Genomic DNA, 24,413 nt, shown 5'->3' on the forward strand with positions numbered 1-24,413 from the left:
CAACCAATCCCCCAATTATCTCCTCACTCAAAGCAGGAGATAATTGGGGGGGGGGACTACTGGGATAGCGAATGAAAAACAGAAGTAAGCGCAGGGGGAAGCTAAAAAAAAGCAGTTGTAATCAATTGTTCCCACCCTTCAATTTACCTCTCTTTTTCCTCAAACCCACCAAAGGACTGGAAGTTAATCGGGCAATTCCCCCCGACTGACCTCCCGATTAAATGTGATTAGAATGGTTTCGAATTTGAAGTATCTTTGAGTATGTAATCGATCTCCATAACCACTCAAATGGGCCGTAAAGGAAGTATTTGAGCCACAGACGGCTTGCTGCCATTTGCGTAATAATTAATGCAATGGCGATTAGATAACAGAATACCATATTAAATTTATCAAATAGACCCAATCCGTAGCCATAGAAAAGTGTGGTAAGAAGTATCGACTGCATCAAATAATTTGTAAAAGCCATTTTTCCCATATATTCAAATGGTTTTATCAATTTCTTCCACCATGCATGTCGAGTGAGTAAAACAAAGCCACTGATGTAAAAAAAACAAATGGCTGGATCGGAAATGTATTGTCTCGCACGTCGAATGATATAATATAACCCCTGTGTAACCTCTTGTCCCCTATACAATTCCAAAGCCAAATAATGATTCATGACCAGGAGTGGCACGCCAGTAAGAAAACTTCCCAAACAGACTTTTTTCCAAAAACGGACGTGACTTTCGGAATCGTGTAAAACCCCCGACTTCGCAAAGGCAATTCCAAATAGGAACATAGCCAGAGTGCCAGCCAATACACTGGTTCCAGATAACTCCCAGTTTGAGACTCTCGCCTCAGTGATCTCCTTATATGAGCCAGAAGTGTACAATAATTTAGTCTTCTCATATTTTTCTTTTCCTGACAGTTCCGCCTTAAATGTGCTCTGAGCAGGAGGGGGGTTCAGTTCAGGTATAATAGCAAGAGATCCAAAAATAAAAAGTAGTAAAAATGCCATGCTTATTAAGAACTTAACGGATCGGTTTCGAAAAAATAACATTACAAACCCGACGACTGCGTACTCGACTAAAATATCACCATCCCAAATGAGAACAGCATGGGCAAAACCCAAGATTGCCAATGTTGATAGACGTTTGATATAAAACGGCAAAAACGGCTGGTTCTTTGCTTGGATTCTATTCATCATGATCACCATGCTGAAGCCAAATAAAAATGAAAAAATCGTGCGGAAATGTCCAAGAAATATCAAATCCAGCATATGGAATGCTCCTAGATTCCACGCATTATGCAAGATCATCCAGGTGCTATAGTGTCCCAGCATAGGATGAGAGAACTCCCAGATATTGTTGGCGAATAGGATTCCACAAACAGCGATGCCTCTTAATGCATCAATGTTAGTTAACCGTTGTTCCTTCGCTATAGGAAGAAGCGTACTGTTCAAAGGATTCTCCTCCTGTAATTTCTATGTGTAATTATATTGACAATCATTGCTGTTAGGATTCCTGCAGTTATAGGTATGACAGCGATCGTTGTATACAATTCGTTTTGGAGAAAGATGTCCCAATGATTCTTGAGTGCTATTGGGTGAAATAACAATTGCTTAACAAAGGTAGTCACAGGCATACAAGTTCCAAGTAAGTATACAATCCTAGACTTCGGGGTTTTTGAATTCGTCGCTACTAGAAAGAAAGAAGCTGAGAACAATAGCATAGAGGAGAAATAGTCGTTTCTTATGATAATGTCAATAAAGGAGATGCAGGTGGCTAATGTTAACAGTCGATACCAGGATAATCGTACTCTTTGCCGACTTTGATTGAAATATTGGTTGAGCTCGCTAGCTATTTGGTCCCGATCTCCAAAATTAGCTATCGCAATTCGAGTGGCTTCTCCGCTTGAATAACCTTGGGAGACAAAATGTTCCACTGCGTCTTCTAAATGACCAATTATCTCTTCTCTGGCAACTAGCGATGGAGTATTTTCTGTCAAAAGTAAGGAATTCACATACTGTTCCAACTCTTTATTCATGACCAAGGACCCTTCCAATTGAGAATATGAACATTTGCCACTTCTTTTCTTTCTGATCTAGGGCTTTTAAACCTTCAGGGGTAATTTGATAGTATCGTCTTTTTCTTCCATTGATCTCCATCCAATGACTTGAGACCAATTCTTCCTCTTCAAGCTTGTATAAAACGGGATACAATGTCCCCTCTTTTAATAGCAAGACATCTCCACTTTTCTCTTGAAGGAGCTGAATAATTTGGTAGCCGTACAGATTCCCTTCTTGTTTCAAAAGTGATAGAACTAACATGGCGCTGCTTCCCCTAAGTAGATCCGATTCAATACTCAAGTGAATTCCTCCTATACATAGTCTGACTAAGTATAAGTGTATACCTAGGCAGACTATGTGTCAATAATTCCCAATTTAACATTTATCTGTACCTCAAAATCTGTTAGTTGCTCAATAAAACTCAAAACCGAGCCGACCGATTTTCAGGTTTTATTCGAGTATCTTCGCTCGGTTGATGTTAAACTTACTATTATTGATTTTCTACGCAAATGAGAAAGGTGGCATTCGCATGAAACTAAGAGTTCTTGGCAGATGGGGCGCTTATCCAAAAGCAGGGGAAGCAACCGCGGGTTACCTATTAGAAGTAGGTAGCCACAAAATTTTACTTGATTGCGGAAGTGGCGTATTGGCTGTCCTACAGAATTTTATTGAACTAAGTGAATTGACATCTGTATTTCTCTCACACCAACATCATGATCATATGGCAGACTTGGGATGTCTTCAGTATGCATGTCTAATTGATATGGATCTGCAACGTAGAGATAAGCCGCTAAGGCTCCTGATTTCAGAAAAGAATGAAGAAGATTGGTCAATTCCTGCTATGAAGGGCACGTATGCAATAGGAGTAAACGAAAGTGCTGCTGTATCCATGGAGGATGGTGTAAAGCTATCTTTTTTCCGAACGAACCATGATGCTTATTGCTTAGGAGTGAGGGTAGAAGCTGAAGGAAAAGTATTGGTATATACCGCGGATACTCGTTATGACGAATCGCTTATTCCTCACCTCAGAGATGCGAATTTATTGATTACGGAAGCTTCATTTTATGCCGGCTTCGATGCAGGCCAGTACGGTCATATGAATGCTCATGAAGCGGGGAAGCTAGCGGAAGCGGCTGGTGTAAAGAAATTGCTGTTATCACATTTACCTCATTTTGGTCATATTCAGTTATTGAAGGAAGAAGCTGCTGCTAAGTTTAATGGAGAAGTATTGTTGGCGGATTTTGGCTTGCAAGTTGTCGTCTAATTTTGTTGATTCCTATATAATGTCGAATTTCTTGACCCTCCCGCTTATAGCAAACCAAAGTTTGCAGCTATAGGTGAGGAGGGTGATTTTTTTGCAATTCTATTGTAATTACTTTATATGTTAAACATTATTTTGAAGAAAAATACAGATTCAGTCACCCTCTTTAAATTACTACTAAGATATCATGTAAAGGAAGCGATTACATCAATTGTAGATCTAATAATCTCTGTAGGGGTTGACGATATATACAAAGAATTATCTTGCGTAAGCCCGCAATTTTGTAAATAACACGATTGTGGCAAGGTAATTACACACATCATTAGACGACCGGAGGGGAACTAGTTGGCTTTCAAACTTCGCACTAGACTGTTGATCAGCTTTTTTTCGATCATCGTACTGTTCTTGATAACAGTGAGTGTTACTACCACAATGAATCAGCGTATCGCTAAGCTGACTGATGAGATTCTCGCTTCCCAACAGCGCATGGAAGTCATTCATCGGTTGAATTTGTTTGCTAGGACGGCTAACGATAATGGCGCGCACTTCATGCTTGCGCCTAGCCATTTGAAAGGCGGATACAAATCACGTTTTGAAGAAACCGTGCGCTTTCTCGATAAGGAACTGGTCCGTCTGAAAGATATGACAACAGATCCGAACAGCCTTCAACAAATCGAAGCATTCCAGGCCAAATGGACTGCGAGTAAAGAAGACAAGCTGAAACTTATGGGCAAGCTGGAGCAAGGGGATTTTGTGACGGCTCAAGAGCAATATACGAAGGATTCATTCGACCCTATCGCGTTCGCTTTGCTTTCCTTTCTTAAAGACGAGCAAAATCAGATCGAACGGTATAAGAGTGAAATCCACAGCATGAACGAAAAAGTGCAGCTTTTGAACTATGTTCTTGTTGGGGTCGCAATCTTACTATCGGTTGGCATTGCCGTCCTGCTGTCGAACTATTTGATCTCGCGTACCCGACGCTTAATCCAATTGGCCGGTTCCGTTGCTGAGGGCAACCTGCAAATACAGGATCTGCGTTTTAAAGGGAAGGACGAGCTAACGGAATTGGCTAATGCCTTTAACACGATGACCCAGTCCTTGCGGTCGGTTATAGGCAGCGCGGATCAAGTCTCGATGCAGGTTGCGGCCTCCTCTGCTGAGCTTCAAGCTAGCGCAGAGCAAACCAGCCATGCTACGGAACATATCGCCACCATCACGGGGGAGATCAATGAAGGAACTGAGCGCCAAGCTTCGCTTGTTGGCGGTAACTTGTTGACGATCACCTCACTGTCGGAGAAAGTGAATCAGATCGCAACCAATGGTCATGCGGTGCTCAGAACCGTTAACAATACAACGAATACAGCGCTTCAGGGTAAGAACGATCTTAACAATGCGATGGAACAGGTGCGTGTCATTGAAGGCAGCAACGGAAAGCTCTCTCAAGTAATTGAAGGCTTGCATCGACAGGCCGTCCAGATCGGCGACGTTACGCAAATTATCATGGACATCTCCAATCAGACCGACTTGCTTGCACTTAATGCTGCCATAGAGGCTGCTAGAGCTGGGGAACAAGGACGTGGATTCTCGGTCGTAGCGCAAGAGGTAAGAAAGCTTGCCGAGCAATCCCGCGTGTCTGCTGATCAAATTAGAAGCCTGATCGCAGGCATTCAGCAGGAATCAAGATCAGCCGCAGTGGAGATGGAACACGGCACTTTGGAAGTGCAGAAGGGAATCCAGCTCATTGAAGTGGCAGGCGAATCTTTCGAAGGCATACTACAGATGATCCGGCAAGTGGAATCCGACATTCAGGGAGTAACAGACTCAACGAACACTATCATGGAGGACACTGAGAAAGTGGTCTCAGGCATTTCGGTTATCTCCCAAATTGCCAAAGAGAATTCTGCAGGTACACAGGGCGTCGCGGCTTCTACCGAGCAACAATTGGCCTCCATGGAGGAAATTACCTCTTCATCGAGCTATCTGGCTGCGCTTGCTGATGAGTTGAAGACATTAATCGGCAAGTTCCGTTTATAAACTTATAAGGATCGAAGGTGAGTACATCATGAAAAAGCTTCCTATTTTGTTTATCCTTTGTCTCTCATTAGGGATGATATGTACGGCCTGTTCCAGCCAGCCCAAGGTGGGGCCTATTTCTTTGACCTTCATGAGTACTTATGAGGGGAAAGAAGCGGAATTCGTCAAAGCGCGTATTGCTCGTTTCGAAGAGTCGCATCCGAATATCAAAGTGAATGTAACCGACGTGAATTTTGGGGCGGCCTCGAATGTTTTCAAAACGGCTCTGCTTGGCGACCAGCCGCTTGATGCTATGCGGTCGGATAATTCCTGGGTTCCAGAATTTGCGGATTTAAATTTATTGCATCCGCTAGATGATATGATCACGGAGTCCGATCGAACTGATTTCAATGCAACGGTCATGCGTTCGGTTCAGAGCGGAGGAAAAGTTTACGGCATGCCTTCCGTCATGGAAGCGCCGGCCTTGCTGTATAACAAACGGATTTTGCAGGAAGGCGGTTTCTCGAACCCGCCGCAAACGATGGACGAACTGCTCGCGATGGCCAAGAAACTGACGAATAAGAACCGATACGGCATCTTCCTCTCTGATGATTCTTATTTTGCCCTGCCATATATTTGGGCTTTCGGCGGCGGGACAATTACTGATGACAAGCAGGTACAGATCACCTCTGCGGATTCTCTGCAAGGACTCCAGTTCATGTTGACATTGAAACAAGAAAAAGTAACTCAGCCGTATCCTGATTTCAACGATGCTTATAACAAGATGATGCTAGATTTTAAGGAAGGCCGTTCGGCCATGATTATTAACGGCCCCTGGGCGGTTGCCGACCTGTTGTCTGGCAGTGAATTCAAGGACGCAGGCAATCTCGGAATTGCCGCGATCCCGAAGGGGCCAAAGGGACAAGGCTCACCGGCCGGTGGGCACAGTCTCGTAATTTCTAAATACAGCAAATATCCGAAAGAGACGTATGAACTCATTTCTTATCTCACCAGTACAGAAACTCAGATTCTACAGGCCAAAGAGGTCAAAGCGCTCCCGACCAGAACGAGCGCTTATCAAGATGCAACGCTGGCTGCGGATCCGATCTTTCAAGGGTTCAAAAAGCAGCTCGACGCTGCAAAGGCCCGTCCTCTGATCCCGGAAGGCGCTCAAATGTTCTCGGATTTCACGCCTAATCTGGGTCAAATTCTTCTCGGGAAGCAGTCGGTTCAAGCGGGTGCCCAGAAAATTGAAGCCTCCTGGAAGAGTCTTTTGAAGCTGAGCCAATAGACCGTTTGAGCAGCATACATAACAAAAAAGGAGCGGGACTGCTTAAACAGTTCTGGCTCCTTTTTTGTTTAAATCCTTTACGAAACTAAAGCGTTAGGGATACCCTTTTCTAACACGGCAGAAAGCATATGCCGTCAGGTATGTGTGCGTGACGAGCTCGCAGAAGAGAGAGACTCCGTACGCATCGTGTGGTACGAGCATTTGACAGGATAAACGTAGAAGATTCGGAGGTGCCGCAGCTGTTTGGATCGCCCCATACCGCCTCGATCTGCGATAGTGCGTCTATTTGCACGGGTGAGCGGAACGTAGGTGCGTTAAGAGGCGGTATTTTCGGTTGTAGGGGTATTTCGCGGAACTACTGTGCGTTATGAGCAGGAAATGCTGGGTGGTAGGCACGTTTTCGCTCATTTAACGCACCCTAGTTCCTCTTCAGGGGGAGAAAAGGGACGGTTACCGTGGAATAAGGCTCCGTAGTTCCGTGGATATCGCTGTGCATGGGGCATGGGAGGTCCGGCAGTGCCTCCTCCCGTTTTCTTGCGAAGCTTGCTGAAGCGAAATGTACCCGGAATCTTACAGAGGTATTCATGGGCAGGAATACCGGATGGAAGACAGGTTAGGGAAAAGAGAAGAAGGCAGCACAAAGTAGAACAGAGGGAAGAGGGAATGGATCTGGGGTGGAAACACGACTTTAAAGGCGGTTGGAAGCCCATACCCTATTCCCTCCTCAACCCACAAACGTATCGCATAGCACAGCAAGATGATAAGTAACATTGGAATGATGAGGATCGATCTGCGCTATACGCAGCCGCACGATCCGAATTCGGAGATCGACGTGTATTTCTCTATGGGCCCCTAAATAGAAATTATTGAAAATTTCCAAGCTATCCATTATGCTGTAAACAGTTGAGATGAGAACAGGTTAGCTGAGCTGAGATAAGATGAGACTAGTCGAGAGATGTGAAGTGTATTTGTGTTGGATTATTTGTTCATACAAACCTTCTCTGCGGTTGCTCCTGTTCTCCTCTAATTTAGAGGAGGTCATTCATATGAGTATTTTGTTATCATTCAACGCTATTCCCCGCCAAAAAGCCTACACCACCCAAGGCAACATTGAAGTATTCCGCAATTTGGAACCGGTTGAAATTGCAACTGCCACTCAAGCCATACTCAAAGAAATCGACTTTAAAAAAGGTGCGTTATTTTCCAGCGGCTATGAATACCCAGGGCGTTATTCGCGCTGGGATATTGGTTTTATTAACCCTGCTTTAGAGCTGAAAGCAAGTGGAAATAGCTTCTGTATTTCGGCTGAAAATCAGAGAGGAGATATACTATTAAGTGCCATTTTCCTCCATTTGAAGAATCATGCCGATATTGAAAATCTCATGTATGCTGAAAACCAAATTTCAGGAAACATAAGGAGACGTGCAGAGCTTTTCCATGAGGAGGAAAGAACAAAACAGCCCTCTATTTTTTCTATCATTCGCTCGGTTAAGGAACTCTTTTACTCTCCGGATGATTCTTTTCTCGGTTTGTATGGCGCTTTCGGCTATGATTTGGTGTTTCAATTTGAACCTATGGAGCTCAAGCATAACAGGGACGCGACGGAATCAGATGTCATCCTGTATTTCCCTGATGAAATCATTATCGTTGACCATCATTTGAATGCCGCGTATCAGCTGAGCTACGAGTTTAGCTTCAATGGTCAAAAAACGGATGGCCTCGAAAGAAGCGGAGAGCTCCTGCAGCCGAAATTAAGCGGGCAAGTGCCCTTAGAAGGATATGTCCAAGGCAATTACGCAAATGTAGTGCGGGAAGCAATTAAATCGTTCAAAGTAGGGGATATGTTTGAAGCTGTCCCCACCCATACGTTCTATGAAACATGTTCCAGTCTTCCGTCAAGTGTATTTTCCCGACTACAGGTAATTAATCCAAGCCCCTATGGATTCATTATTAATTTGGGAGGCGAATATCTGGTCGGCTCTTCCCCCGAGATGTACGTGAGGGTAGAAGGCAGAAGGATGGAAACTTGCCCGATATCAGGCACCATAAAACGCGGGAATAACGCGATAGAAGATTCAGATCGCATTAGAGAATTGCTAAATTCGGCTAAAGATGAATCCGAGCTGACGATGTGTACCGATGTGGATCGAAACGATAAATCACGGATTTGCGAACCTGGTTCCGTTCAAGTCATCGGGAGAAGGCAAATTGAAATGTACTCTCACCTCATTCATACCGTTGATCATGTGGAGGGGACCCTTCGTCCTGAGTTTGACGCATTGGATGCGTTTATGACCCACATGTGGGCAGTTACAGTCACAGGCGCACCTAAGCGCGCGGCTATTCAGTGGATTGAGAACCACGAAAACTCGCAAAGGAACTGGTATGGCGGGGCTGTCGGTTACTTTTCATTCAATGGGGATCTGAACACGGGGTTGACCTTACGGACCATCCGAATCAAAGAAGGTGTAGCCCAAATTCGTGTTGGTGCAACACTGCTCTACGACTCTGTACCTGAGGATGAGGAACAAGAGACTATCACAAAAGCGGCTGCCCTCGTTCAAGCTGTGCGTGAATCAAGTACATGGGGGACTGAGAAATCGAAGCCGATTCCACCGGATAGGGGGCATGGCAAAAGCATACTGCTTGTAGATCATGAAGATTCTTTTGTCCATACGCTGTCAAACTATATGAAGCAAACCGGCGCGAACGTAACGACTCTGCGAGCACCCTATGCGCGGGATATGCTAAAGGAAAAGCCGTTCGATATGGTCGTGCTTTCGCCTGGCCCCGGTCAACCATCGCAGTTTTCCTTAAACGAGACAATCGCTCTTTGTCTGGAGAAGGAAATACCTATTTTCGGAGTCTGCTTGGGACTGCAAGGAATTGTTGAATACTTTGGGGGAACCTTGGATATTTTAGATTATCCTCAGCATGGTAAATCCAGTTTAGTCAAGACGAACGGAACGAGCCCCATGTGGCAGGGATTGCCACAAGAGTTTCATGTTGGCCGGTACCATTCTTTGTACGCCAAAGAAGTGCCAAGCTGTTTAAGTGTCAGTGCGATTTCAGAGGATGGAATTGTCATGGCCGTCGAGCATAAAACGTTGCCAATTGCAGCTGTACAGTTTCATCCCGAATCCATCGCCACCTTGCGCGGAGAAGTAGGACTGCGATTAATTGAAAATGTACTATCTGAGCGGCTTATTCAGAATTAGGAACTACGATGCAATTGTTGAAAAGAGGGTATCACTTTGAGGTTAATCGGTGAATTAAGTGAAATTAATCGCTATCCGATAAAATCGTTTGCAGGAGAGCGGTTGGAGACTTGCCGCATCGAGCCTTATGGCTTATATGGCGATCGCTGCCATGCGTTTATTGATGAAACTAAGGAAGGTTGGGAGAGCTTTATCACGGCTAGAAATATCCCCAATATGCTTACTTATAAGGCGAAGCTCGATAATGAAGATGTTCAAAATGGGCTTGATCCTTTTAAAGTGAGCATAACCTCACCGGATGGGCGTACCTATCATTGGAATGACGAGCTGCTAGCTGAAATGCAAAAGCATTCGAACGTCCACATGTCGATGATGAGTTATAGCCCGCAAGTGACCGAGCTCATGGCCGTTGATACGGGGAGTATTTTGATCATCACAGATACAACGCTGCGGAGACTTGAAATGTTATGGGGGAAGAGCTTGGACCATCGCCGCTTTAGAGCAAACTTGTTGGTTTCAGTAAATGAAAATGCTGGCAATGAAGGAGAATGGTTAGGAAAGCGCTTGTCCATTGGCAGTGCGGAATTACAAGTCGACAGTTATTGCGAGCGTTGTTCCATGATTATGCTTGACCCTGATACGCTTGAGCGTGACGCTTCTCTGTTAAGGAAAGTGAATGAGGAGATGGGTTTACATTTCGGCGTGTACGCTTCGGTTAAAAAGACAGGCCAAGTACACATTGGCGAGAAGGTATATGTAGTGGATTGAACTTGAACGAAAACTGGATGGAATGAGAATCCTCGCTAGCTGAGTCGTTTTGCCTAAGTGCAGGCAGGATAGGCTTGGCTTTTTTTGTCATGTTAAATCATATTATGCATAAATATAATAATTTACATGAAAACCATTTACAGGAAATGGGACAAGGTCTATATTAGAGGTGTAAGGAAACTGGTTTCCTTGCTATCGAAATCTTTACTATTTTCTGAGGAGGGGGTGGCTACAGGCGGACATTGTAAATAGGGTTGCAACGTCGCTGGTGCAGAGTTTTATCGGTAGGTATTTCTAAATAATAGACAGGAGTGAATGAAAAATGAATGCTGTAAAAAAAATGTTATCTGTTGTACTTGCTTTTACCTTTTTCTTAAGTGTGGCAGTAGTAGGATTTAGTGGTGAAGCTAAAGCTTCGGATCCGAATGTTCAGCTCGCGTATGCAAATACCAGTATTGATTACAGCGGAGGAAGCAGCGTCTACAGTCTGACAGGCGGAGTGGAAGTGAAAAATCTTGCGTACACCAAACAAGTCAGCGTCGCCTATACAACAGGCAATGGGCAATGGAATGAGCAACCTGCTTCTTATGCAGCGTCAAATGGCAATGGCTATGAAACGTGGACGTTCAATATCGTTGCTCCTGCATCTTCTGCCTTTGAATTCTCCTTTAAATATGTAGTCAACGGCCAAACGTACTGGGATAACAACGGAGGCAGCAATTACAAGGTTGGAGGGACCGGACAACCGGATCGTATTCTCGGTACATCGGCTCTGCAACTGTCCGAAAAACATTATTATTCGAATCGCTCAGGACTCTATATATACGGAAAAGTGTATTTGAAAAATCTGGCTCCGACCAAAACAGTCAACGTGGTGTATTCGTATGATAACTGGGCAACGACACAAACGGCCACAGCTACTTACGACAGCGCGGTCGCCGGATCGAATAATGCTTTTGAGAACTGGACATTCTCGTTTACTGCCAACGGACAACCCGTACAGTTTGCCATTTCATATACAGTCAATGGTGTGACCTATTGGGATAACAATCATGGTGCTAATTATTCCCTACATTTTAATTAATAGAGATCTTATATAAAAATAGAGAGATTGAAATCGGATAAATGTGATAAAAAGGAGAGATATCCATGAAGATTGTTAAAAGAATGTTCGCAGCTTTATTCGCGTTTGCGTTGATTCTAGGGTCTACATGGTTAAATGCGCCTGTTTCTGCTGCGGGAGGTCCTGTTGAACTGATTAAAGCATCGATTTATTCCTACAAATTCGGGTTTACTTCCTTCAGCGGCGATATCGAGGTTCAGAATCTTGCCTACCAAAAAAATGTAACGATTCATTACTCCCCGGGTGATGGCCAATGGTATGATACTAGCGCATCGTATGCAAGGCCTGCGGATGCATCGCATGAGATTTGGCATTTTGACATCTCGACGCATCAAATGACGGATGAGCATCCGGAGCTGAAAAACGCCGATACGATACAGTTTGCCATTAAGTATGAAGTCAACGGCCAAACGTATTGGGACAACAACGGCAATCAGAATTATTCCGTGAGCCGGTATAACATGGAATCCGTCATTTTGGGTGCTCCTCAGGTGCTGCGCTTGAATGAACTATTGACTAATGGCATTTTCAACGGCAATCTGTTCGTGAAAAATGAGGGATACGCCAAAACGGTTAAAATCGTATACACGACAGATAACTGGCAAACAACGCATGAAGGCCAAGCCTATTACTATGGGGCAGCGAACGGCAGCAATAGTGTAGAGAGTTGGAGCTTTGGCATTTATGTGGATCCGAACGCGGCACAAATCAAGTATGCGATCTCTTATAGCGTCAATGGTCAAACCTACTGGGATAACAATTATGGCAATAATTACACGGTAAACAAATAAGAAAGAAGCCGAACAGGCACGAATGCGGGAAGCTCGCTTCGTGTCTGTTTTGTTGTTTGTTCAGAATTTGGATTGTTTACATTGTTAAGCAAGAGGAATAAACTTAGATAATCTAGCCATTTCTACAACAAGACTTAGGAGGCAAGTGGTGACTTTTTTCAAAAAGAGCATGTGGAGTTTGATGATTGTTTTTGGCGCGGTCGTTGTGTATACCGTCCTGCCAGTTGATCACAAATATACAATGGTGACTGACGTGAACTCTCAAAGCAAAGAGCCTCAGGAACGCGTTCTTCCCGGCGAGCAATTTATTCGATCGAACATGATGAATGAGAACGGGACGCTAAGAACGAATTTGGTTGCCAAAGTTACGACAGATCCGCAGACGGCCATGGGTCAGGACGCTTTATCCGAATCTATGGGATTATGGCTGCAATATGCGTATGAAAAGGGCGACGTTTCTTTATTTCGCCATGCTGCGGATGTCATTCAACAAAAATTTATGAAGTCGGACGGCTGGATTGCTTGGAAGATCAGTTCGAGCGGCAAGCCGGTTACAACCAATGCCCTTGTCGATGATTTGCGAATCGCTTATTCCTTCTACAACGCCTCGGTTAAATGGAAGGATGCTGATTTCAAGAAAACAGCGGATACGATTACGAAGAGCGTGACGAAAAGGCAGGTTGTTAACGGCACCTTCCGGGATTTCTATGATAATGAGAAAAAGTGGCCAAGCAATGTGATTACACTGCCCTATCTGGATGCTTACGCCATTGTCAATTTATATGAACAAAGCAAGATTACGGAAGACCTGTATCAGAAAACGAAAACATTCATGATCGATCTTCCAGTGAAAAACGGTTTCTATCCCATTAACTATCATGTGGACGAAAAACGCTTTGAATACCAAGATGAGGTTAATCTGTTAGATCAGCTGTTTGTTGAATATTCCCGTGCGAAGTTTGGAGAAAAGGACTCGGAGTTGTGGTCGTTCCTCAAGGAATCTTTTCAAAACGATCATGTTCTATACGGAAAATATGACTTGGCCACAAAACAAAGAGCTGTAGATTATGAATCCCCTTCTGTATACGGCCTAGCCATTTTGTGTGCCTTGGAGCGGGGGGAAAGCGAGCTTGCGAAAGATCTGTATTATCGAATGATTCGCTTCCAAACCTTGAATCCGACCAGTGAATATTACGGCGGCTATATGAATTACGGGCCGACGACGGATACGCACATTTTTGACAACTTGGTTCCCTTGCTCGCAGAAAGGAAGCTTTATAATGCAAGGATTTTACAATAAAACGCGTACTTTTTCCATTGTTCAGAGCTGCTTCTTGCTCTTTGTAGTTGCTTTGTGTTTATATGTGACCGGGTTTCAGGGAATTTCATGGACAACAACTGCGCTATTTGCAAGTGTGCTTCTCATTGCTTTCGTAAGCTTGCTCGGCGGACTGCTGTTCGGTCTGGGCATCTCCCTCGCCGCGATGTTTCTGCTTGGGTCTGTGCTCATTTGGAATGTGTATGTTTCCTCCACTGCTATCTTATCCGTCAGAGAAACGGTGATTTGGATGATTGCCATTGGCGTTTCCGCTTTCATGGGGGGCATTCTCCACAGGTGGGCTACCACGGTAACTCATGAGAACGAGGAGATGGCCAGTAAATTCGATGAGCTCGTCACGATTGATGAAACGACCGGTTTCGATAATAAAAAGAGATTCTATTTTGAGCTAGAGGAAGAATTTAAGCGTTCGATACGCACGGGTACCCCGTTCACGCTTCTGCTAATCCAGTTTAAGTATGTGAAAGAATATGAACGTATATATGGGAGCGAAGAGAAGAAGCATTTGATCAAGTCGCTCTCTGATGTGCTGTGGAAGCAAACGCGGATCAGTGACCGCAAGTTTAGGATAGAGGATGACACCTTTGCCATTATTTTATTTAATACGGGGGCAGAGAGTGTTCATTATGTGCTCGATAAAATTGAGGATCCGCTGAAGGTTCATCAATTGGCGAACCGGAAAAAAGAAGTGACCATTACCGTTTCCTTCGGCGCGGCCAGCTTTGACCGTGAGCTAAATGATTACTCGGAGTTGATTCAGCTTGCTTACGAAGAACTTGAAGCTTTTACACAATAAAATCATACATCGGTCAATTCTTGTGAGCTTGTTGATCATTTTGAGCCTTAACTTCATGCCTCAGTCCAAGGCATTCTCGGCCGTCTCAACTAGTCGGGTATTGGTCATCTACTCGACAGAATCCGGCACGATGAACGAGTCGGTTCGTCTCTTGGACCTGCTGCTGGGCCAGTTTACGGGTCAGATTACATTCAAAGCAGATGAGGCTGTGACGAGCGGCGATTTGCAGGAAGTCACTCATCTGGTCTATTACGGGAATACTGCAAAGAAACTCCCATCTGCCGTTGCACCGCTCATTGGGGAATTTAAGGGTTCTGTCTTAGCGATTGGAGAAAACGCAGATCAACTCGGCGCCCGCTTTTCTTTTATGAAGACCCGGCCTGACACGGTCATTAATAAAATTTCTAAAACGGATCCTTCGACCCATGAACCGGTGTATCAGCTTCTGGATGTTAATTATGCCATTACACATGTCGAATTGTTGCGTGGAGAAACGATTTTACAGGGCTGGAAGGGGGATATCCCCTTTCCTCTATTTGTCCAATATGAAAACAGCGCTTATCTGGCATCGTCCGATTTGTATGTCCCCTTCAATCGCTTCTTGAGCGAAGGCCTTGCGGCTTTTCTCGGCAAACCGCTCCTATCGGAGCGAATGGCCTATATCCGCCTTGAAGACATTCATCCCATGTCTGACCCGAAGCTGCTGAAACAAACCGGCGATTATTTGGCTGATAAGGGGATTCCCTTCATGATAGCGGTCATTCCGGTCTACACGAATTCGGAAACCAACCAGCAGATTCATCTAGCGGAATCGCCGCAGCTCGTCGAGGTACTGCGCTATTTGCAAGGGCGCGGGGCAAGTATTCTTTTGCACGGATATACCCACCAATACAGATCTTCCGAGACAGGGGAAGGCTTTGAATTCTGGGATGTGAAGAATAACACACCAATCTGGGGGCCCGCTGATCACGAGACAACGGTGAAAAAGCGGTACGAATTTTCATCCAAAGCGGATTATGACCATTATATGGATGGGCTCAATGCCTTCGAGAGCGCTTATGTAGAGACGAGAGTGCAGAGCGGTATTCGCGAATTAACGGAACTTGGTTTATATCCGCTTGCTTTTGAAGCTCCCCACTATGTCATGAGCCAAAACGGGTACGAGGTGGTGTCCCGCTACTTCAACTATTTGCTTGGCCAGACACAGATCAGCGATAGCGATTGGCAGCACATGGGTGTCTCTGCTTTTATGTCGAAACCGTCCTTTCTTCATGGAATGGCGCTGCTTCCCGAAACCATAGGCTTTTATGATCATACCTCACTCACGCCAGAGGCGGATATAGATCAAAAAATTAATGACATGGAATTCGTTGAAGGCGGCATGATGGGCATGTTTTATCATCCCTATTTGGGCTTGGAGAAACTCAAAACGTTTATTTCGCATCTGGAGCGTGTACCGAACGTATCCTGGCTGGATTTAAGAAAAATGAACATTTCTGTGCATGCGCCTAACCTGACTATCTCAACAGATGCACAGGGGAAAATTCATTATGACAACACATCGCCTCCTGTGGAAACGCCGCACATTGTGCAAGGCATTAAGCGTCTAGGGAGCTTGCAGTTGATCCTGTGGGGCATGGCGATACTCGTGGCGATGATGGTTTTGATGTTCTTCCTGTACACCCTTAGCATGAGAATGAACCTGCGCAAACAACTATTTGAGGAGCGAAACATCAGTGGCTAATACTTTGTTCTATGCCTCATTGACTGTCATCTGGCTCATGCTGTTATACCATATGTTTCTCATGCAGGGAGGCTACATGCACTATCTCCGCTATAGGCGGCCCATTGCTGAATGGGAAAAGAAGCAGCATAACTGGCCTAAAGTTAGTGTGATGATCCCTGCGCATAATGAAGAGGTTGTCATTGAACGGACAATTAAAGCGATGCTCAAGCTCGAATACCCAAAAGATTTACTGGAGATTATTGTTATCAACGATAACTCTAAGGATCGAACAGGAGAGATCGCAGACAGCTACGCAAGCCGCTATCCTAGGTTGAAAGTCGTGCATCTCAAACCTCCCAATATAGGAGGCGGAAAGTCTGGCGCATTGAACCAAGGGTTTAAACACGCCACGGGTGACGTGATTGTTGTTTATGATGCGGATAATACCCCGGAGCGTAAAGCGGTATACTATTTGGTACTAGCGATGCTGAACGATCCGAAAGCCGGAGCCGTCGTCGGTAAATTTCGCGTCATCAATGCGGCTCAAACGCTGTTGACACGTTTCATTAATATTGAAACGATCTGCTTTCAATGGATGGCGCAAGCGGGCCGTTTCCATTGGTTCCGTGTGGCAACCATCCCTGGAACTAACTTCGCTATACGGCGCAGCATCATAGAGGAGCTGGGTGGATGGGATGAGAAAGCTTTGGCGGAGGATACCGAGCTGACGATTCGCGTCTACAATATGGGCTATCACATCCGCTTCTTCCCTGCCGCGATCACGTGGGAGCAGGAACCGGAAACGATGAAAGTATGGTGGAAGCAGCGCACACGCTGGGCGCGAGGCAATCAATACGTCGTGCTTAAATTCATGGCAAAACTGTTTACATTAAAACGGAAAAGTATCGTATTCGATCTGATTTACTTCTTTTTTACGTATTTTCTTTTCTTTTTCGGCGTTATCGTTTCGGATGGTTTATTTCTCGTTAATTTATTCGTAGACTTGCATCTGAATGTGGGGATCATCTCGACTATTCTTTGGATTCTGGCTTATTTCTTGTATATAACCGAAGTATTGATGGCTCTGGGTATTGAGAAAACGGAGCTCAACACGAAAAACTTCTTTATCGTCTCTCTCATGTACTTCACGTACTCCCAGTTCTGGATCCTGCTTGTGCTCTACGCTTTGTTCCTGGAAATGAAACGCATATTGCTGAAGCAAGAAACCAAATGGTACAAGACAGAGCGCTTTCAGCAAACGAAAAAACATGACAGCTCCATTACCTGATTCCATTTCGTTGAAAGGTGTTTCCAGCATGAACATTTATCTTAAAACATGGCTGTACAGCAGCATAAGTCTGTTAGCTGTGCAGCTCACCGCTGAGCCTTTGCTTGCGCAAGCTGAGGGCGCTGATCCCGCCGCGGCGGGAAGACTGAACGTCACATCGGCTTATATGAAGGACGGAGCTCTGGCCACATTCACCTCTAACCTATCTGCCGTATCTCCAGGCTACTTAACTCACCTCACCAATGACAATATTTCGATGGCCAGAGTCGATCATTCGCAGCAGTTGTTTTATAGCGTGCCAAGAGCCGGGATGAGCGAGGGAAGCTATATAGATTTAGATATCAGTTACTCCGATTTGCTCGTCCCTACGAGTTCTACGCTTACGATAGCGGTCGATGGCAGACCGGTAAAAAGCATTCCTTTGACGAAAGAGACAAGTTCCCGTCTTGTGACCAGAATTCCTTTGGGGAATGACGATGTGACGCCGGGCTTCCATGCCGTTACGCTTGACAAGCATAGTACCATCTCGAACGATGTGTGCAGCGATGAGGAGAATCCGGCGAATTGGGTGAGAATCAATCGCTCTTCGGCCATTTTCTTAAACACGGCGACGACGTTCACGACGAATGATGTGCTCAGAAATTATCCATTTCCCTTCGTTGAACCAAGCATTCAAAATGAAATGTACGGGGCGGTTATGCTTCCGGATCATCCTTCGGCGGAATTGATTGCGTCGGCGATGCAGGTGGCGACCTACTTTTCATCGAAAACAGCCACTAAACGGCCAACACCGATTGTGACGGAATCCGAGTGGTTGAGTAAAGACCACTTACTTCCGGCCCTAGCGCTCGGCAGCATCAATGCGTGGAGCGGCCCGGTTAAGCAAATGCTGCAAAATAATCCGGTTCACGTACATAACCAGCAGCTGAGCCTGGATGCTTTCGCGGTCACCGAGCAAGCTAGCAATGAGACCAGACAAGTGCTTCTTGTGTCTGCGGTTGATGATAAGGTGATCAAAGACCGGATTCATTTGCTGACAGAAAAAGATTTCGTTGATCAGCTGGCAGGCAATCATCTTATGATTACTGATGCGCAGCAGGCGGCGGATGTACAAGCTCCGACAAAACCAATCACATTCGAATCAGTGGGGACATCGAATATCAAATTGGATGAAACACACCTGAATTCTGAACGGTTGTTCTACACGATTCCTTCATTCTGGAGTCTAACCGGGGAAAGCCAACTGACATTGAAAGTGCGTGTTTCTTCCCTCTTGCAGAATGACTCGGCGCTTTCCAGGGATAACAAGAGCACGAGCACGCCAGCGCCGACGGCAAATACAGGTTTAACGGTCATCATTAATGATGTCCCCAAAACATTCTCTTTCGCGGAAATCGTTGCCTCCCAAAAAGCAGATGACAGCTACCTTCTGACGGTGCCGCTTGCGCCCTATTTGAAAGAGAACAAAACCAACGTGTTGACGATGTCATTCTCGGCACAATTGAATGAAGCGCACAATGCCTGCGGTCCGAAATCTGATAGCGGGAAATGGATTTTCATTGATAAAAGCAGCACACTTCAGCTGCCGCATGAGATCCTGAAGGAAACGAGCTTTAGAAACTGGCCAGCCCCGTTTGTTGATGATAACGGACTTGGGCAAACGGTGTTTCTTTTGCCGAAAGATGTTGGCGGCACTTTGCTTAGCCAGTTCGCTGCGATGATTCGATCCATGACGAGCGATGTCTCGAAGAACACCGCTGTCGACATCGTCCGGGATGGAGATCCTGATCTGGAACAGAAGCTTAAAGGCCATAACGTAGTTATTGTCGGTAATCCAAGCGATTTCCAGTCCCTACAAGCTTATAAGGATACGCTGGTATTGGGTCCAGGCAATGAGCAGCTTCGCTTGGCTAATCCTAATCTGATTAATGAAACGACGGACTACGCAGCCTGGATTCAAACCTCTCTATGGGACAAAGTACGGGTGATGGCGGTCTTTCAGGCCGGAGCAAACAACCAAAAGGCGGCAGATACGTTCACGAACGCGAGTTTGCTCCAATTTCTGAGTAATGAGCAGAAAAGCAGTCAAGCCGTCGTGATGAGCAAATCGGGGGAAGTTGTAGCCTTCGATACCAAAAGCATGGAGCAAGCGAAGCCTGAAACAACGCCAGCGAGTGCGGCTCGATCGAACATATCGTTGATCTGGGCAGCTGCCGCGATCGGGGTCGTATTTATCATCGGTTTGATTCTGTTTATCCGTCTGCTTCGTCGTCCTAAGTAAGACTACGGCAAGGCACGGAGTCTCATAATTAATCGTACTTGTCTTCGTCAACACGGTTTTGATAGTCAAGGATAAGTTCAGCTTCGGTTTCAAAATTCAAATGCAGGGGAGCGGGGAGCCGCTCGAGGATTTCTTGGATCATCCCGAGTTCTAAAAACTCTTCCAGACTCTGGGGTTGTTCATCCAGACGATAGGTCCACTCCCGCACAGCATCAATAAATGTATAGAAGGAGGCCTCAAATTCATTTGCGGTCTCTTCAGCATCCTCGTCATCCGGTTTTGACATGGTTTTCCAGTTCCTTAATGCCGCATTCAGTGTCTCTTCCACTTTGGCATCCATTTCGCAGCCTCCTGATTTCTCTTCTGAGTTTCGTTGATTCCATCAGTATAACAAGCTTTGGAATAAAGGGAAAAGCTAGTGGATAAAATGTGGGTTGACTTTGACGGAGCGTAAAGGTGTACGATGAATATGTCAGGAGGGATGAACGTGGAGTACACCGTGCAAAAGCTAGGCGTGCTGGCGGGAATCAGTACGCGGACACTCCGTTATTATGATGAAATTGGCATTCTCAAGCCGGCGAGAATCAATTCATCCGGGTACCGCATTTATGGGCAGTCAGAGGTTGACCGGCTGCAGCAAATTCTATTTTATCGGGAGCTGGGCGTCAGCTTGGAAGAAATCAAGGAACTGATCTCCTCGCCTTCCTATGATGCCGATCAGGCACTGAGGGAACATCGCGGGAAACTCTTGGCGAAACGGAAACAAATCGATATACTCATCGCCAATGTCGATCTGACACTAGCCCAGAGAGAGGGGAGCAAAACAATGAATGATCAGCAGAAATTCGAAGGCTTTAAGCAGCAATTCATTGACAAGAACGAAAAGCAATATGGCGCGGAGATTCGCTCCAAATACGGTGCGGCTCCAATCGACAAGGCGAATATAAAAATAAAAGGCATGACCGAGAAGCGGCATGCCGAGATCGAACAATTAGGTGCAGACATTCATGCAGCACTTGCTGAGGCTTTCGTCACAGGCGACCCTGCAGGGGCGCTTGCCCAGAAGGCTGCGGACCTTCATCGGCAATGGCTGAGCTTCTACTGGGACAGCTACAGTAAAGAAGCCCATGCAGGGGTTGCCCAGATGTATGTGGATGACGAAAGATTTACCGCTTACTACGATCAAGACCGGCCTGGCATGGCTAAATTTCTTAGAGATGCCGTTGTTATCTATATGGGGCGCGGGTGAGTGGAATGTAGATGCCTTATGGATAGGCATATTCGCTCAGACATATAGCTTAGAATGATTTGGGGCACTAGCCTTATCTCATGAACCAGTGTTAGGCTGCTTGGCAGGAATCGCTTTCCGGTAATTGAGAAGCTCAGAGACGGTAACGAACCGGTAACCTCTCTTGGTCAATTCAGGCAAGATGATCTTGAGCGCATCGATCGTCTGTGTAGGGCCTTCCACATAATCGTGGAATAAGACAATATTGCCATTGCTTGAATGCAACAATACACGGTCAACAATTCTTTTGACTCCTGGGGTGCTCCAGTCTTTGGTATCGAGCTGCCAGGACCACAACACCATCTTATAGCCTTCTTTTTTGACGACAGAAACCAGGTTGTCATTAAAAACGCCGCCAGGCGGACGGAATAATTGACAGCGGTATCCGGTAGTGGCGTGAATAATTTCCTCGGCTTTGTTAATTTCCTTTTTCATATTGGTATTTCCGCCTAAATAGGCATGACTATATGTATGATTGGCAAGTTCGTGCCCTTCCTCCAACTCGCGTTTAAGCAAGTCTGGATACAATTTCACCTTGTTTCCGACAACGAAAAAAGTCGCTTGCGCCTGATATTGTTTGAGCAAATCCAAGATTTGCGGGGTATACGTCGGATGAGGGCCGTCATCAAAGGTTAGGGCAATGACTTTCTCATCCGTATTAATTTCCCACACCACTTCGCCGCGATCTTCGTAATAGGCCCGGTTTTTCTTGGGGCTAGCGCTGGCAGTGGACTGAAACAACAACAAAAAGATGCTTAGTGCTGCGATAATTCTCATGATGCCTCCTAAATGAACGTGTAATTTTAAGAAATAGGATGCCTCTGATAAACAGCAAATATCCAAGTGTAAACAAAAACGCCATCAGGGGCGGCAACCCCAGAATGGCGTTTTTATGAACAACAGTGTGTTTAAATCCTTACAGAGCTAAAGCGTTAGGGAAGCACATTCTAACACGCCAGAAAGCATATGTCGTTAGATTTGTGTGTGACGAGCTCGCAGAGCGGAGAGATTCCGCACGGATCGTGTGGTGCGAGCATTGGACTTGATGGACGTAGAAAATCCGGAAAGTGCCACAGCGGACTGGAGTATATGAAATACCGCTTTGCGGCCTCGATCTGCGATAGATCGTCTTTTTGCACGGTTGAGCGGAACGTAGGTACGCTATGAGGTGGTATTTTCGGTTGTAGGGACGTTTCGCGGAACTACCGTATCCTATGAGTAGGAAATGCTGGGTTTCAGGCACGTTTTCGCTGATTTAACGCACCCTAGTTCCGCTTCAGGGGGAGAAAAGGGATGTTGCCGTGGAATAAGGCATCGTAGTTCCGCCGACATCGCTGTGTATGGGGAATTGGCGGTCCGGCAGCACCTCCTTGGTTTTCTTGCGAAGCTTGCGGAGGCGAGTATCCGGAATTTTACAAAGACATTCATGGATAGGAATACCGAATCGAAGGGCCTGAGGCACAGCCTCAGGCCCTTCTTATGAAAAGCTACGCGTCGATGGATCTCAGATCGCTGTTATCATACGTAATTGAACCCCAGAGGGATCGATTACCACAAACGCATGATCCTGCTCGGTGACGGTATATCCGGCTTGCTGCAGGCGCTCGCGAGCGTGCTTTCTTTCTTCCGAATTTGGGAAAACGATCGTGTAATATTCAAGTCCAGTGCCATTGGCTGGAGGCAATGGGGCATCTTGGCCAGCCCAAAGATTCATGCCAATATGGTGATGGTAGCCCCCTGCGGAGATAAACAAGGCTCTCATTGCAGCTGCGGCATCAGCGACGATATCGAAGCCAAGGATATCGCAGTAAAAATGCTTGGACGTCTGAAGGTCTTTCACATGAAAATGAATGTGCCCCATGGTCGTGCCTGCGGGGAGACCGTTCCATTCGTGCCCTTCCGCTTCGCTGAGCAGCCCGTCCCAATCAATTGGATCGGAGGCCATGAGATAGTTGCCCTCAGCATCGCGGCGCCACATCTCCTTAGGCCGATCGCAATAAATTTCAATTCCGTTATTATCCGGATCGGCGATATAAAGCGCCTCGCTGACTAAGTGATCGGCTTGACCGATATGAATGCCCGATTGGATCAGATTCCGCAAAGATAAGCCTAAGTCCCGGCGTGTTGGCAGCAAAATGGCAAAGTGATATAGACCGGCAGCCGACCTGCGCGGGAGTATCTGTGCCTGTGGTATTTCAGTCAGGGTAAGAAAAGGCGTATGCCCGTCAACCGTTAACTCAGCCTGTTTCGGGTTTGCTTGCAATACCTTCAAGCCTACGACTTCTTGATAAAAGCGGATGGATCGCTCCAAATCCGATACCTTCAGTTTGACCAGTCCTAACTTAATGTCGGGATGCAGCTTGGTAGACATCCATGAGTCACTCCTTATTGCTTACTATTTGTAACTAAGTTTAATATAGTTATTTAGTTACGTCAAATCATATATTTATTTTATGATTAATGCGCACTCTATATGTACAGGCTGCTGCAAAGCCGGGCTTTTTACAAGCTTGCCCCATTCTGTTATAACTAAAAGAGTGCCATGATCGAGAAATGGATGAATGAAAGAGGGATTTCAGGTGAAATTTGGTTTTGATATCGACGATACACTGATTAATTTAAGAGAACATGCTTTTCATATTTACAATAAGAAGCTTGGCCAAAATGTGGGGATCGACGTATTCAACGCGTTAACCACGCTTGAAATTCACGATGCATTTGGTTTATCGAAAGAGGAAGGAAGCAAGCTGTGGTCAAGCCTCCGCGAAGAAATCTACTATACCGCATGCCCTCCTTTTCCGAATGCTGTGGAAGTACTTCATGAGCTGATCAGCCAAGGCCATGAGGTTTACTATATTACGGCAAGGGCTAAAGAGCATTGCGAACGCACGCACAAATGGCTGGTAGACAATGGTTTTCCTGTGGCTGAAGGCCATTTTTTCTGCGGTATGGACGATAAGGAGAAAGTTCATATCATCCAGGAATTAGGCTTGGATTATTATTTTGATGATAAACCTGCTGTATTGGAGACGCTGTCTCACTTGGCGTTAAAAGTATACGCGAGAGACAGGTCATATAATCAGCATTTGGATATGGCTCGGATTACATCTTGGGATGAACTGAAAGATGTCATGAACGCTTAGAAAAATAGAAATTCATCTCGTGTTTAGACAGGATGGTCGT

Annotated in this window: 20 protein-coding genes; 14 read left to right on the top strand and 6 right to left on the bottom strand. The window is 45.6% G+C overall.

The window, feature by feature from the left end:
• Positions 1-217: 217 nt before the first annotated feature.
• Genes ABRS97_RS15585 through ABRS97_RS15595 form a run of 3 tightly spaced genes read right to left on the bottom strand, consistent with a single transcriptional unit; the run spans position 218 to position 2,347 of the window.
• Entirely contained in the window at positions 218-1,441 is a 1,224-nt protein-coding gene (locus ABRS97_RS15585) for a DUF418 domain-containing protein (protein WP_367815332.1), read from the bottom strand.
• Positions 1,438-2,025 (bottom strand): permease prefix domain 1-containing protein, encoded by a 588-nt coding sequence (locus ABRS97_RS15590; protein ID WP_367815334.1) that lies wholly within the window; start codon positions 2,023-2,025, stop codon positions 1,438-1,440. The genes ABRS97_RS15585 and ABRS97_RS15590 overlap by 4 nt, the downstream gene beginning before the upstream one ends.
• On the bottom strand, positions 2,018-2,347 hold the full coding sequence (locus tag ABRS97_RS15595; protein ID WP_367815336.1) for a PadR family transcriptional regulator: 330 nt from the start codon (positions 2,345-2,347) through the stop codon (positions 2,018-2,020). Before ABRS97_RS15595 ends, ABRS97_RS15590 begins: the two co-directional genes overlap by 8 nt.
• Before the next feature lie 229 nt (positions 2,348-2,576).
• Here ABRS97_RS15595 and ABRS97_RS15600 point away from each other — a divergent pair, with 229 nt between their 5' ends.
• From ABRS97_RS15600 to ABRS97_RS15655, 12 genes are all read left to right on the top strand, one after another.
• Positions 2,577-3,311: an MBL fold metallo-hydrolase gene (locus tag ABRS97_RS15600; protein ID WP_367815337.1), complete on the top strand. Its 735-nt coding sequence runs from the start codon at positions 2,577-2,579 to the stop codon at positions 3,309-3,311.
• A gap of 342 nt (positions 3,312-3,653) precedes the next feature.
• A complete protein-coding gene (locus tag ABRS97_RS15605; protein WP_367815339.1) occupies positions 3,654-5,342 on the top strand; it encodes a methyl-accepting chemotaxis protein in 1,689 nt (562 codons plus the stop codon).
• Between the two features lie 28 nt (positions 5,343-5,370).
• On the top strand, positions 5,371-6,612 hold the full coding sequence (locus tag ABRS97_RS15610) for an extracellular solute-binding protein (protein WP_367815341.1): 1,242 nt from the start codon (positions 5,371-5,373) through the stop codon (positions 6,610-6,612).
• A 1,046-nt stretch (positions 6,613-7,658) separates the two neighbouring features.
• Positions 7,659-9,830, top strand: coding sequence for an anthranilate synthase component I (locus tag ABRS97_RS15615; protein ID WP_367815343.1), 2,172 nt, complete (start codon positions 7,659-7,661; stop codon positions 9,828-9,830).
• Between the two features lie 36 nt (positions 9,831-9,866).
• Entirely contained in the window at positions 9,867-10,598 is a 732-nt protein-coding gene (locus tag ABRS97_RS15620; protein ID WP_367815345.1) for an MOSC domain-containing protein, read from the top strand.
• A gap of 322 nt (positions 10,599-10,920) precedes the next feature.
• Complete coding sequence (locus ABRS97_RS15625; RefSeq protein ID WP_367815347.1) at positions 10,921-11,682, top strand: hypothetical protein; 762 nt, start codon at positions 10,921-10,923, stop codon at positions 11,680-11,682.
• 65 nt (positions 11,683-11,747) lie between these two features.
• Complete coding sequence (locus tag ABRS97_RS15630; RefSeq protein ID WP_367815349.1) at positions 11,748-12,512, top strand: hypothetical protein; 765 nt, start codon at positions 11,748-11,750, stop codon at positions 12,510-12,512.
• Between the two features lie 148 nt (positions 12,513-12,660).
• Entirely contained in the window at positions 12,661-13,812 is a 1,152-nt protein-coding gene (locus tag ABRS97_RS15635) for a transcriptional regulator (protein WP_367815351.1), read from the top strand.
• On the top strand, positions 13,793-14,647 hold the full coding sequence (locus ABRS97_RS15640; RefSeq protein ID WP_367815353.1) for a GGDEF domain-containing protein: 855 nt from the start codon (positions 13,793-13,795) through the stop codon (positions 14,645-14,647). The genes ABRS97_RS15635 and ABRS97_RS15640 overlap by 20 nt, the downstream gene beginning before the upstream one ends.
• Complete coding sequence (locus ABRS97_RS15645) at positions 14,613-16,391, top strand: DUF2334 domain-containing protein (RefSeq protein WP_367815355.1); 1,779 nt, start codon at positions 14,613-14,615, stop codon at positions 16,389-16,391. The genes ABRS97_RS15640 and ABRS97_RS15645 overlap by 35 nt, the downstream gene beginning before the upstream one ends.
• The gene (locus tag ABRS97_RS15650; RefSeq protein ID WP_367815357.1) at positions 16,384-17,661 is read left to right on the top strand and encodes a glycosyltransferase family 2 protein; all 1,278 of its coding nucleotides are present in this window, start codon (positions 16,384-16,386) and stop codon (positions 17,659-17,661) included. Before ABRS97_RS15645 ends, ABRS97_RS15650 begins: the two co-directional genes overlap by 8 nt.
• Positions 17,662-17,689: 28 nt before the next feature.
• Positions 17,690-19,942: a cellulose biosynthesis cyclic di-GMP-binding regulatory protein BcsB gene (locus ABRS97_RS15655; RefSeq protein WP_367815359.1), complete on the top strand. Its 2,253-nt coding sequence runs from the start codon at positions 17,690-17,692 to the stop codon at positions 19,940-19,942.
• A gap of 28 nt (positions 19,943-19,970) precedes the next feature.
• Here ABRS97_RS15655 and ABRS97_RS15660 read toward each other — a convergent pair whose 3' ends face one another.
• Complete coding sequence (locus ABRS97_RS15660) at positions 19,971-20,282, bottom strand: hypothetical protein (protein ID WP_367815361.1); 312 nt, start codon at positions 20,280-20,282, stop codon at positions 19,971-19,973.
• A gap of 147 nt (positions 20,283-20,429) precedes the next feature.
• Here ABRS97_RS15660 and ABRS97_RS15665 point away from each other — a divergent pair, with 147 nt between their 5' ends.
• On the top strand, positions 20,430-21,191 hold the full coding sequence (locus ABRS97_RS15665; protein ID WP_367815363.1) for a MerR family transcriptional regulator: 762 nt from the start codon (positions 20,430-20,432) through the stop codon (positions 21,189-21,191).
• A 78-nt stretch (positions 21,192-21,269) separates the two neighbouring features.
• Here the strand turns inward: ABRS97_RS15665 and ABRS97_RS15670 are convergent, their stop codons facing one another.
• Complete coding sequence (locus ABRS97_RS15670) at positions 21,270-22,007, bottom strand: polysaccharide deacetylase family protein (RefSeq protein WP_367815365.1); 738 nt, start codon at positions 22,005-22,007, stop codon at positions 21,270-21,272.
• A 727-nt stretch (positions 22,008-22,734) separates the two neighbouring features.
• Positions 22,735-23,601 (bottom strand): VOC family protein, encoded by an 867-nt coding sequence (locus ABRS97_RS15675; RefSeq protein WP_367815366.1) that lies wholly within the window; start codon positions 23,599-23,601, stop codon positions 22,735-22,737.
• Between the two features lie 208 nt (positions 23,602-23,809).
• On the opposite strand from ABRS97_RS15675, the gene ABRS97_RS15680 reads away from it, so the two are divergent.
• Positions 23,810-24,373: a 5' nucleotidase, NT5C type gene (locus ABRS97_RS15680; protein WP_367815368.1), complete on the top strand. Its 564-nt coding sequence runs from the start codon at positions 23,810-23,812 to the stop codon at positions 24,371-24,373.
• Positions 24,374-24,413 lie beyond the last annotated feature (40 nt).

The organism is Paenibacillus tabacirhizosphaerae, assembly GCF_040812395.1.
Taxonomy (GTDB): domain Bacteria; phylum Bacillota; class Bacilli; order Paenibacillales; family NBRC-103111; genus Paenibacillus_E.

Coding starts and splice junctions, on each gene's coding strand:
- ABRS97_RS15600 (WP_367815337.1), top strand. CDS start 2,577: ATGAAACTAAGAGTTCTTGGCAGATGGGGCGCTTATCCAAAAGCAGGG.
- ABRS97_RS15655 (WP_367815359.1), top strand. CDS start 17,690: ATGAACATTTATCTTAAAACATGGCTGTACAGCAGCATAAGTCTGTTA.
- ABRS97_RS15610 (WP_367815341.1), top strand. CDS start 5,371: ATGAAAAAGCTTCCTATTTTGTTTATCCTTTGTCTCTCATTAGGGATG.
- ABRS97_RS15590 (WP_367815334.1), bottom strand. CDS start 2,025: ATGAATAAAGAGTTGGAACAGTATGTGAATTCCTTACTTTTGACAGAA.
- ABRS97_RS15615 (WP_367815343.1), top strand. CDS start 7,659: ATGAGTATTTTGTTATCATTCAACGCTATTCCCCGCCAAAAAGCCTAC.
- ABRS97_RS15675 (WP_367815366.1), bottom strand. CDS start 23,601: ATGTCTACCAAGCTGCATCCCGACATTAAGTTAGGACTGGTCAAACTG.
- ABRS97_RS15625 (WP_367815347.1), top strand. CDS start 10,921: ATGAATGCTGTAAAAAAAATGTTATCTGTTGTACTTGCTTTTACCTTT.
- ABRS97_RS15660 (WP_367815361.1), bottom strand. CDS start 20,282: ATGGATGCCAAAGTGGAAGAGACACTGAATGCGGCATTAAGGAACTGG.
- ABRS97_RS15670 (WP_367815365.1), bottom strand. CDS start 22,007: ATGAGAATTATCGCAGCACTAAGCATCTTTTTGTTGTTGTTTCAGTCC.
- ABRS97_RS15640 (WP_367815353.1), top strand. CDS start 13,793: ATGCAAGGATTTTACAATAAAACGCGTACTTTTTCCATTGTTCAGAGC.
- ABRS97_RS15630 (WP_367815349.1), top strand. CDS start 11,748: ATGAAGATTGTTAAAAGAATGTTCGCAGCTTTATTCGCGTTTGCGTTG.